Origin of the sequence: Coleofasciculus sp. (assembly GCF_046539235.1) — a bacterium.
Classification (GTDB): domain Bacteria; phylum Cyanobacteriota; class Cyanobacteriia; order Cyanobacteriales; family Coleofasciculaceae; genus Coleofasciculus.
This window is the reverse complement of the sequence record NZ_JBKHHI010000218.1, coordinates 1-11038: the sequence shown is the minus strand read 5'-3', so window position 1 is coordinate 11038 and position 11038 is coordinate 1. Positions and strand designations below refer to the sequence as shown.

Sequence of the window (11038 nt, the reverse complement as noted above, 5' to 3'; positions counted from 1 at the left end):
GCGTCGCCGGGGCGAAGCATTCTACTTCAGAATGAGTTTAGGTTACTTTTATTGTGGCATTGTTGTTGAGGTTGGTGATCCCCAACTCACGTTATGCTAACGCTTTTGGATACAGACCAGTCAGTTGGGTTAGCAAAAACACCGGAAGCCCCAAGCCGTCCTGGAAGGCGGCGCTGGGATGGATAGGTTGGATAATTTGAGGACTTTGAGTCCTCAAATTATCCAAATTACTGAACAACTTCACACATTCCTCCTCTTTTCCGAATAGGCTTTACAGCAGAAGGTTTAACTACTTTGTTTTTCACTCCAGGGTAGTTTTTGAGTTTTACACCAGCGCCTAGATTCTGCATCCCAATCACTTTGTAGATAGTTCCTTCAAACAGAACTAAGTCGTGTTGTTTATAGGGATATCGCTTCTTCTTAATAGAGCGGCGTCCAGCACTTACCTCGTGAGCGCGGTGCTGCCTCAAGTTCTCGCCGTTAAGATTGATGTTCCTTGTCCTACGACCAGAAGAGAGTTCTGAACCCGAGCGGATTTTTCCATCTCTGAGGTCACGATACTTGGCATCGTAGAATTGCTCTAGCGACCGCTTGTTACGACGGATCTGTTCGAGCATCAAAGGTCTAGTTACGCGAGATTGAGTTCTACCGCCAGCAATGACAAAAGCATCATTGTGGTGGGATTTTTCTATTTCTAGTTCCCGGCGCTTACCCTTGGTGATATAGCCGAAAGTTGAGTTGTGTTGACCTTCTTGTGTTAAGCGCCACCTCACCATTGTCATAAAGGTTTCACCCTTAAACGACTTGAGCTTTGGCTCCCATCCGAACAGGAACCCTTTCTTCTGATGGTTCTTTGAGGTATGACACTTAGTACACAGAGTTACCAGATTAGCTGGTCTGTCTGTGCGGTCAGGGGGATTCTTCCAGAAGCCTAAATGATGAACTTGCAGTATAGGACTATCTGCTTTGTTCTTACAGTTTGGATTCTGGCACTTGTGTCTATCCCGGTGCAGGATATATTCCCGCAGGTTGTCGAAACCGTATTTTTCTCCGTACTGGTATTGCTCTGCCTCAATAGTGGGATTGTTAATTTTCTGGATATCATAAGCTGCTACTTCGATAGTCACAGCAATGACTGGAAGAATACGGCGGATTTTATCAATAAGGCGGTGATGAGTATCTAGTTTGTGCTGGATACTGGGTGCTAACCATCCTTTATTGACTCTTCGGTTGGAAAAGCTCGGCTTTCGGTATCTAAGTCGATTTCGACGAGTACGACGATACTTCCGCTTTTCGGTAATCCTTTCAGACATTCCCTTGAGCATTTTAAGTTCGCCACCTATTACCTCCTCTTTCTCATTGACGGCACTGAATCCAATGTTCTCGTACCCTGCATCAATACCCAACTTTACAGGCTGAGTGTAACCACTCGAACCGTAGACTAGCTGGATAGTGAATGGGTCACGTCCAACAATCTTGGCTTTACCGCTTTTGAGCAAGAGTCTTGCTTTTCTGGGAGTTGTGGGCATCAAGGGACGCCCGTGTCTGTTGATAACGTAGACTTTCATTTTTACCTAGAGTCGAGGTTTTCACCCTTCGACTTCGCTCAGGGTGTGGTTTCCTTCGCCAATGTTCACGCGAGGTTTTGATGTTTCCATACTTTCCCTACCCAACAGGAATGTTTAATGAAAAACCGCAGAGCGTGGAGCTAGGAAACGGATAGTCAACACCTCGACTTCGCTCGGTGTTGACCCTGAGCGAAGTCGAAGGGTCAATCCTGCACCCCACGATGCCTATATATTCTCGATAAACGGAGTAGCTCTTACTATTAACGAACTACTAAGGTCCAACAACAGGGCTTAAGAATCCTTATATAGCCCACGCTGTACCGCTTTTATCGGTCAGCGCTGGGTTGTTGACGAGGAGGACTGTGTAGCGCTTTATACAGTAGAGGGGTCTATTAGTACATCTTTAACCTTACCATAAGGCTGGATACAATCAGAATTCTATATTTAATTGTCCTATGTTTTTATTTCTCTCCAAGTTACTCCCCTTATTTGTGTATCCATTAGGACTTGCTTGCGTACTCATGGTTGTGGCGTTAGTCTTGTCCTGGAAACGCCCCCGCTTGGTTCCTATCCCTATCGCCTTAGGATTGATCATCTTGTTAGTCGCCAGTAACGGTTGGGTTGCCAATAGCATGGTTCAATCCCTAGAGTGGCAGCATATTCCACCCACAGAGTTACCCCAAGCGGAGGCGATCGTGATTTTGGGTGGGGCGACGCGATCCGCTTTTCCGCCGCGCCCTGCACCGGATTTAAATGAAGCAGGCGATCGCGTTTTATATGGGGCGCAGCTTTATCAGCAAGGGAAAGCCCCTGTGATTATTGCCTCTGGGGGGCGGATTGAGTGGCGGGGTGGGGGTTCTCCAGAATCAGCAGATATGGCTGCAATCTTAGAAATGATTGGCGTTCCTCCCTCAGCAATTTTACAAGATCCGGCGTCTCTGAACACCTACCAAAATGCCGTCAATGTGCGGCAAATCTTACAGCAGGAAGGGATAAAAAAGGTATTATTAGTTACCTCTGCCATGCATATGCCTCGCGCCCTACGGATTTTTCTGCGTCAGGGGATTGATGTGATTCCAGCACCGACTGATTTTTTGGTCACTCAACAAGAACTGAATGAACCGAATAGTAGTCTAGGGGCTATTTTATTGAATGGTGTGCCAGATACTCAAAATTTAGATATGACGACCCGGGCGATTAAGGAATATATTGGTACAGCCGTTTATTGGCTACGAGGATGGCTATAGGTCAAAGGATTCAAGAAGGCAGAGAGTAAGTAGGTGGGGACAATTAAAGTTAACGGTGGGGAACTCGCTTTCGCGAGAAGCAAGCTACGTCATTCGTCATTGGTCATTCGTCATTTGTAAGGGTTTGAGGCTTGTTAACATAACTTAATATGGTTGAGTTTATTTCCACCAACCTACTTAGAGGGGCGGAGGGCAGAATGCAGAAGAGAAGGAGGAAGATTATAATAGCGAAATATTTGTAGTGCGTTTAGCGAAGCCATGCCGCAGGCTTTGCATCTTGCTCGCTACTATAGCTTATCGGTGAGAAGCTTACCTGAGTGCCTAAACCCGCCCCTACAATATGACTTATTATTTATTTATTAATTAAAGGTAACGTCACTGTAAACGTTGTACCAAAACCAACCTCACTTTTTACTGTTATCTCACCCCCATGTAAATCAACACATTTTTTAACAATTGATAATCCTAACCCGGTTCCGGCAATCGTTCCCACATTCCCGGCACGACTAAAGGATTCAAATAATTTCGCTTGATCGGCTTGGGGAATGCCAATTCCTTTATCCTGCACCTGAAACACAACCTGGTTTTCTTCACAGCTCAAAGTCAGCGTAATTTTACCCCCCTGCGGTGAATACTTAATCGCATTGGAGAGCAAATTAGTAATCATTTGTCGCAGTAATTTAGGGTCTAAATTAGCGCATTCACAACTCCCGTGATGCGTAAAAAATAACTGATGTTTCTCATCTACAGTAATTTGTAATCCTTCAACGATTTCCTCAAAAAAGCGAACTAAGTAGATCGGTTCTGGGTTAAACTCGACTTTTTCAAGTTCTGCCTTGTTAATAAACAGCACATCTTCCACTAAAGCGGTTAGATGTTTAACGGATATCTGAATCCGCTGGAAATGTTTACGCTGTTTCTCTGCATCTAATTTGTGGAGATACCGTTCCAGAATTTCGGCAGATGAGTTAATTGTTGTCAAAGGCGTGCGGTATTCATGGGAAACGGTAGATATAATCCGGGATTTGAAATGGCTGAGTTCTTGTTCTTGAGCCAGTGCTAGACGCAACTGAGATTCTAAGGTTCGTAATTGATCATTGGCGTGTTGGAGTTCGCTTGTCCGTTCAGCGACGCGATGTTCGAGTTGTTCATTTGCCTGTTGTAATTGTTTCTCTTTTTGATTGAGTAATTGAATTATTTTAGAGCGCTCAATGGCATAGCGAATAGAACGCACTAATAAATTACTGTCAAAATCTCCCTTAACTAAATAATCTTGCGCTCCTTTTTTGACGGCAATTGTGGCGAGTGATTCATCCTCTAATCCACTGAGAATAACAATGGGAATCGTAGCAAACTGATTGTACACCTGCTCAACGGTTTCTAAGCCGAAACTGTCTGGTAATGACAAATCCAGTAAGATGACATCATAAGCATCTTGATCCCTCGGCTGTAGTACCTCTTGCAAACAGCGATGGTGAGTAATTTGAAACTGGGTTGATTTTACCAATTCGAGGAACTCAATAATTAAATCAGCATCACCGAGGTCATCTTCAATGAGTAAGACTCGGATAGGAGAGGTGTACATGGTAATTATTTGGGTGGAAGTTTGACAACGGTAAACCAGAAGTTTTCTATGGATTCGACAATTTTGATAAAATCCTGCATACCCAGAGGTTTTGATACATAGCAGTTAGCACCCAAGTTATAGGACTTAAGAATATCCTCCTCAGCGTCAGACGTGGTTAAAACCACCACAGGGATGCGTTTAAAGTAGTTGTCACCTTTAATATCCTGGAGTACCTCACGCCCATCTCGACGAGGTAAGTTGAGATCCAGTAAAATTAAGTCGGGCGAGATAGCTTGATTGTACTTCCCTTCTTGTCGTAAGTAAGCCAGCGCCTCAACTCCATCCCTGACACTATTGAGATTAATCTGTAATTTGACATCTTCTAAGGCTTCTTCAATTAAATCAATGTCCCCCGGATCATCTTCAACTAGGAGAATTTCAATCGCTTTAGTTGCTGGGTTCATTAAGCAGGTCATGACATACGGTGTTTGTGTGTAATTCTCGCACTATTCCCATTTATGACATAATTCCCCAAATCTTGGGAAAACTAACGTTGTTTGTCTTATGTTGATTGTTCATGGTTCATTGTTCATGGTTCATTGTTGATTGTTCATGGTTCATTGGGAATCATCTCCCCCATCTCCCCTACAGGGCGGGTAGTGTAAAGTAAAAGGTGCTACCTTGTCCTAACTCTGATTCTACCCAGATTTGTCCGCCGTGACGTTCGACTATTTTTTTGCAGATGGCGAGTCCAATCCCTGTCCCTGGATACTCTTCCGGGTAATGTAGGCGCTGGAAAATGACAAAGATGCGATCGCGATACTGTTTCTCTATTCCGATACCATTATCCTGAACCGCAATCTGCCAAAATTGACCCTCTCGTGTCGCGGTGATATGGATGCGAGGCGACTGTTGGGTACAGAATTTAATCCCATTGGTAATCAGGTTTTGCAGCAGTTGCGCCATTTGTGTGGGATTGGCGTTCACTGTTGGTAAGGAGTCGGCGGTAATCATCGCCTTATTTTCTTTAATCAGAGAATTTAAATCCGTTAGGGTTGTATTGAGAATTCGTCCCAAATCCGTGGGTTCTGGAATCAGTTCCGGTTTACTCACCCGTGAATAGGTTAACAAGTCACTAATTAGGGTTTGCATTCTCTGTGTCGCGTCGGTAATATAGGCGATATATTTATCAGCGCGTTTGTCAAGTTGACCCTGGTAGCGTTTCACCAACAAATCACTGTAACTCCTAATTTTTCGCAGGGGTTCTCGTAAATCATGGGAGGCGACATAAGCAAACTGTTCTAACTCTTGATTAGAACGGGATAAATCTGCGATCGCGGCTTTGAGTTCTTGTCTGGCTTGTTTGCGTTCGGTAATATCTCGACATAAGGCTAATATCCGAAAACCGTCCTCTGTGTCGATAACTCTGGCATTAACTTCAATCGGAATAATTGTACCATTGGCATGACAATAATCAGTCTCTAAATTTTGCACGGATCGTTCCACTAACACCTTTTGTATTTCCGCCGCATTCCGTTCTAAATCATAAGGCGCTATCCAATCTAGAACGCTTTTACCCAGAATATCTGATAGGCTACTATGTCCCGTGACGCGACTATATTCCTGATTCGCATCCAGCACTCTACCCTGTTGATCCAGTACCACATAACCAGTCTGGGTGGTATCAATTAACGCCCGATATTTCGCTTCACTTTGCTGTAAGGCTTCTTCGGCGCGTTTGCGATCCGTGATATCACTAATTGAACCCGCCATTCGCGTCGGTTTCCCTGTTTCATCCCAAATTGCTTGCGCCCTCGAAGAAATCCAGCAATAGTCCCCAGATTTTTTCCTTATGCGATATTCTATGGCATAAGGAACGTGATTCTCTAAGTGATTTTGCATCGCCGCCAAGACGCGATCGCGATCGTCTGGGTGGACTCGGGATTCCCAGAAATTATAATCATTTTTGACCTCTTGTTCGTCATAGCCTAAAATCTGTTTAAATCGGGGTGAGTAATAAACCTCCTGCGTCAAAACATTCCAATCCCATAATCCATCGCCTGACCCCCGAACCGCTAAAATAAATCGCTCTTCAGTTTCTCGCAATGATGTTTCTATCTTCTCTCGCTGAATAATTTGAGCAGCTAATTCATCGTTCATATGCTTCATTTTGGCGGGACTGGGTAAGGTTAAGGCTTGCGGGAGCATCGGTATGATTACCCAAGCTGTGTAGATAGAAATAAGGGCGGTTATGGCTTTAATAAATCCCGATATCCAATAGATAGGATACCAAAGGGTCACAATTCCCATTAAATGAGTCGTACCACAGCTAATAATAAAAGCGCTAAATAACCAGAATACTCCTTTAAAGGGTACATCTTGGCGCTTGTGAATAAAGTACAGCAGCGTAATCGGAATAGAATAGTAGGCTAAGGTAATTAAACCATCAGCAATAACATGCAATCCAACTAAATTCGTTTGCCAGAGATAGCAATGTCCGTGAGGAATATACATAATGGTCATTTGTCATTTGTCATTTGTCATTTGTTATTCGTCATTTGTCCTTCGTTTTCTCCCCCATCTTCCCCATTTCCCTCATCTCCCTCATCTCCCCTACACAACAGGTAGAGTAAAGTAAAATGTACTTCCCTGACCTAATTCAGACTCGACCCAAATTTTTCCACCGTGACGTTCCACTATTTTTTGACAAATAGCTAACCCAATCCCTGTCCCTGGATACTCTTCTCGGTAATGTAAACGTTGAAAAATGGCGAAAATGCGCTCCTTATAGTTCGGATCAATGCCAATTCCATTATCTTTGATGGAAATCTGCCAAAAATTATCCTGATAGTCAGCATTAATATTAATTTGTGGCGGCTGTTCGCGGCGAAATTTAATCGCGTTAGCAATTAAATTCTGCAAGACTTGCCCAATTTGTAAGGGATTGGCTTGTACAATGGGAAGGGGTGGGGCATTTATAATTGCCTGATTTTCTTCAATCATCGGACTTAAATCCGTTAAAGTCTGCTGTAGAATTTGACCTAAATCAGTTGGTTCTAAAACCAGTTCATTGCGGCTGACTCGTGAATAGGTCAATAAATCCGTAATTAACGCCTGCATTCGGATAACACTATCAGTAATATAGCTGATATATTTATCTGCCCGCTCATCTAACTGACCCTGATAGCGCTTCACCAATAAATCACTATAACTCCTAATTTTCCGTAAGGGTTCTCGCAAATCGTGGGAGGCGACATAGGCAAATTGTTCTAATTCTTGGTTAGAAAGCTGAAGCTGTTGATTCAGTTGCTGGAGTTGTTCCTCACCGTGCTTACGTTCTGTCTGATCCTGCACCAGAGACAGAATAGAAACGACAGCGTTTGATTCATCAAACAAAACCGAGTTATACCACTGGCAATATAACATGTTGCCATCCTTATTTAGATTACGGTTCTCAACAATCTCAGGTAGCGATTCTGGATTCAACAGTTGTAAGGCTTTTTGATGGACAAATTCCAGGTCATCTGGATAAACAAACTGCCAATCATTCAACCGTTTGCCCAGAATCTCCTCCGCCTTCCAGCCAAACATAAGCTCGGCTTGTTTTGACCAAAGCTGAACTCGAAACTGACTATCCCACTCTATCACTCCCAGGGGTGAATTTTCGACATGAAATCGCAATTGTTTATGGGCATTTTCTAACTCAGCCGTTCGCTGTTTTACCCGCCTTTCTAAGTCTTCATTGGTTTGACGCAGGACATCCTCAACCTGTTTATAGTCGGTAATATCTTCAGCGATACCGAGAACCAGTTTTGGTAATCCTGCAAGGGTTCGAGAAAAAACCGTCTCTCGACTCCGCAGCCAGCGCCATTCTCCATTAGCATGTTTCATCCGATACTCAAGCATGAGATGATCATCTTGGGTAAGCGTCGTCAAGTGCTTTTGATGTTCTAGAATGTCAGGAATATCCTCTGGATGTACCAGATGAGACATAAAATCTGTACCGATATCTTGAATATCTTGGGGTGTATACCCTAACAGTTCAACCGTAGAACGATTGGCATAAACATTGCGTTGTTCGATCACATCATAGAGGTACAAGATATTGGGGACTGTATCGGCGATGCGTTGACTAAAGTGCTGACTGTCGCGCAAGGATTGTTCGGCTTGTTTCCGGATACTAATATCACTACCAATCCCTAAAAAGCCGACAATTTGGTTATCGGAGTTCTGTAAAGCGGTAATCGAGAGTAAAACTGGAAAGCGACTCCCATCGTGGCGAATATAAGTCCATTCTCGCTCATCAATTTCTCCCCGACAAGCCTTGGCGACAAATGTCTCAAATCCAGGTTGAATCGGAGTATTAAGTTCTTGGCAAAGTTCGCGCGATCGCTCTACAATTTCTTCAGGGTCATGAAATAGAGCGGGTGTGGTTTTACCGACAACGTCTGACGCCGAATAACCGAGCCATTTCTCAGCGGCTCGATTAAAGGTAGAAATTGTACCATCAACAGTAGTAGAGATAATCGTATAATTGGCACTATCTAAAATCGCTTGATTCAACGTCGCCAATTCTCGCAGCGCCTTTTCTGCCTGTTTACGCTCTGTGATATCCTGACCTGTAGCAATTACATACTCAACAGTCCCCTGTTCATTCAAACAAACCGTATCCATCCACGCAATCCAGCGCCAGTCTCCATCCCGTGTCACCCAGCAGCTTTCACAGGGTTGGGGGAAATTATCGGGGATTAAGTTATCAAAAACCGCTTTAATTGAGGCTAAGTCTTCGGGTAGGATTAATAAATCCCAAGCATATTTACCTTGAACTTCCTGGCGCAAATAACCCGTTAACTGTTCACAGGCGTGATTGAAATAAACAATTCGTCCTTGAGCATCGAGGATAACAATTAACGCACCGATTAAATCCAACATCGCTGCGGTTAACTCGCGTTGTTCCTTGAGGGCGTTAAGCGGAAGGGATTCGGGGGTGGGTAATGGTTGACTCATGAACATCCTTTGGCAAAAGCGGGATTAGCGTGACGGCTATAGTAAAGTATTCCCGTTTCGCCTAGGGGATGTATCATATTTGGGTTAATTGGGGATTGGGGACATGTAGAGACGTGCCATTTTAATCTGTAGGGGCGGGTTTGACTATTATCGTTTCTTCCCTCACCCAGATGCAACTAAACCCGCCCCTCACATCTTGCACCTATCGCTGTCTTCCCGCCTTGGGTTTAAATCCAATGAACAATTTGATGAATTAACCTTACGTCCAGAAACTGTAGGGGCGCAAAGCTTTGCGCCCGATTCAATGGTAAAATCTATTCCACAATTTTAGCTGTGTAACGCCGCCATCGTGAGGAGAGTGAAGCGTAACGCAGCTTTGTTCAAGGCTGATTCTGGCTCTTGACTTCTCCTCGGATTTTCAACCTCAGTCATTTTTCCATAGCGTTAACAGAAACGCCAGATTTTGTTCCGCCTTTAAAGCATGGGGCGCATTCGCCTCCATTGAAATAAAAACGCCCGGTTCTAATTGAATCTCCTTACCCTCCACAGTAAAGACACCCTTTCCTTCAATCACATTAATCGTAGCGTTACGAGGTGACGTATGTTCAGAAATACTCGTGTCAGCAGCAAGACAGAACAACGTGTGGTCACACTGGTCATCTTTATGAATAACTTTAGTCAGTACACCCCCTTCAGGATACTCGATGCGATCGCGCAGTTGCAATGAAAACGATGATTGGCTGGGAATTTGACTGGTCATGATGAATTTCTCCTATGGCACAATTTAAATAAGATATCCCATGTTAACGAGAATAAAGGGCGACCCGATAAAATTGAATGGATTTGAGTTGTTAATTTAGGTGGGCGGGTCGCCCCGACACATCTATCGCTGGTATTATTGATAGTTGTTTCTGGCGGGGGTAACGAATGGGCGAAGCCTTCTGGGGAAATATGTAAACATCTTTGAATTAGCTTGATATCGAGTACTTATGGTTAATCCTATTCAGCGATGCTTTTCTTGGCTTCTAACACTTGGTAGATTCCTCCTGGTATTACTCCTATTCCAAGCCACCTTCCTGACTCCGCCAGCCGTTGCTGTACTGCGACAACACCAAGACGCGCCGGGAATCATGCGCTATCACTCCCAGGAGTCGTTGAAAGATGAATCAGGACGAACTTGGCAGGTAGTTCTGTTCAAAAAAATCATACCAGGTCAGTCAACGCGCCTGAATCTGCGGTTAGTCGGCTTTCCGGGTATGGCTGAGTTTACCCATCCCCAATTCCTGGAAATTGCCACAGCAGGCGGTAAACTGCTCACCGCCCCTGATGTATTTGCCCAAGTCGCGCCTGCGCCTAATGTGGGTCAGTATGATGTTACCGATGTTTTTGCCAAATTACAAGCTGATGAATCTCTGATCCTTTCCATATCCCTCAATCATGGACAATCCCTCTCCTTAACTATTCCCAAATCTCTAGTTATCGAGTGGCAATTATTGATCACAGAAATCGAGGGTTGATTAGTGATAATTAGGTGGACACAATTAACGTGAACGGTGAAGAACTCGCTTCCCTTCTGTAATAGATTAACCTCAGGGAATCCAAATTTGTGTCTGTCCCCTATTTTCTAGTCATCGTATGAACGCCATCCC

8 protein-coding genes are annotated in these 11038 nt (G+C 44.1%); 2 read left to right on the top strand and 6 right to left on the bottom strand.

Annotation, left to right across the window (positions count from 1 at the left end):
* Nucleotides 1-227: 227 nt before the first annotated feature.
* Nucleotides 228-1568 (bottom strand): RNA-guided endonuclease IscB, encoded by a 1341-nt coding sequence (iscB, locus tag ACLFWI_RS18410; RefSeq protein WP_446414120.1) that lies wholly within the window; start codon nucleotides 1566-1568, stop codon nucleotides 228-230.
* 455 nt (nucleotides 1569-2023) lie between these two features.
* Here iscB and ACLFWI_RS18405 point away from each other — a divergent pair, with 455 nt between their 5' ends.
* Nucleotides 2024-2815 carry a YdcF family protein gene (locus ACLFWI_RS18405; RefSeq protein ID WP_446414119.1) on the top strand — a complete coding sequence of 264 codons (792 nt, stop codon included), beginning with the start codon at nucleotides 2024-2026 and terminating at the stop codon, nucleotides 2813-2815.
* Between the two features lie 352 nt (nucleotides 2816-3167).
* Here ACLFWI_RS18405 and ACLFWI_RS18400 read toward each other — a convergent pair whose 3' ends face one another.
* The 5 genes from ACLFWI_RS18400 to ACLFWI_RS18380 all read right to left on the bottom strand — a co-directional run bounded on the left by ACLFWI_RS18400 (nucleotide 3168) and on the right by ACLFWI_RS18380 (nucleotide 10149).
* Nucleotides 3168-4400, bottom strand: coding sequence for an ATP-binding protein (locus ACLFWI_RS18400; RefSeq protein ID WP_446414118.1), 1233 nt, complete (start codon nucleotides 4398-4400; stop codon nucleotides 3168-3170).
* 5 nt (nucleotides 4401-4405) lie between these two features.
* On the bottom strand, nucleotides 4406-4846 hold the full coding sequence (locus ACLFWI_RS18395) for a response regulator (RefSeq protein ID WP_446410706.1): 441 nt from the start codon (nucleotides 4844-4846) through the stop codon (nucleotides 4406-4408).
* Nucleotides 4847-5027: 181 nt separating this feature from the next.
* Nucleotides 5028-6905, bottom strand: coding sequence for a sensor histidine kinase (locus ACLFWI_RS18390; RefSeq protein WP_446410707.1), 1878 nt, complete (start codon nucleotides 6903-6905; stop codon nucleotides 5028-5030).
* A 90-nt stretch (nucleotides 6906-6995) separates the two neighbouring features.
* Nucleotides 6996-9389, bottom strand: a complete 2394-nt coding sequence (locus ACLFWI_RS18385; protein WP_446414117.1) for a PAS domain S-box protein — start codon at nucleotides 9387-9389, stop codon at nucleotides 6996-6998.
* 424 nt (nucleotides 9390-9813) lie between these two features.
* Nucleotides 9814-10149, bottom strand: a complete 336-nt coding sequence (locus ACLFWI_RS18380) for a cupin domain-containing protein (protein WP_446414116.1) — start codon at nucleotides 10147-10149, stop codon at nucleotides 9814-9816.
* A 229-nt stretch (nucleotides 10150-10378) separates the two neighbouring features.
* Here ACLFWI_RS18380 and ACLFWI_RS18375 point away from each other — a divergent pair, with 229 nt between their 5' ends.
* Nucleotides 10379-10906: a DUF3122 domain-containing protein gene (locus tag ACLFWI_RS18375; protein ID WP_446414115.1), complete on the top strand. Its 528-nt coding sequence runs from the start codon at nucleotides 10379-10381 to the stop codon at nucleotides 10904-10906.
* Nucleotides 10907-11038: the final 132 nt, after the last annotated feature.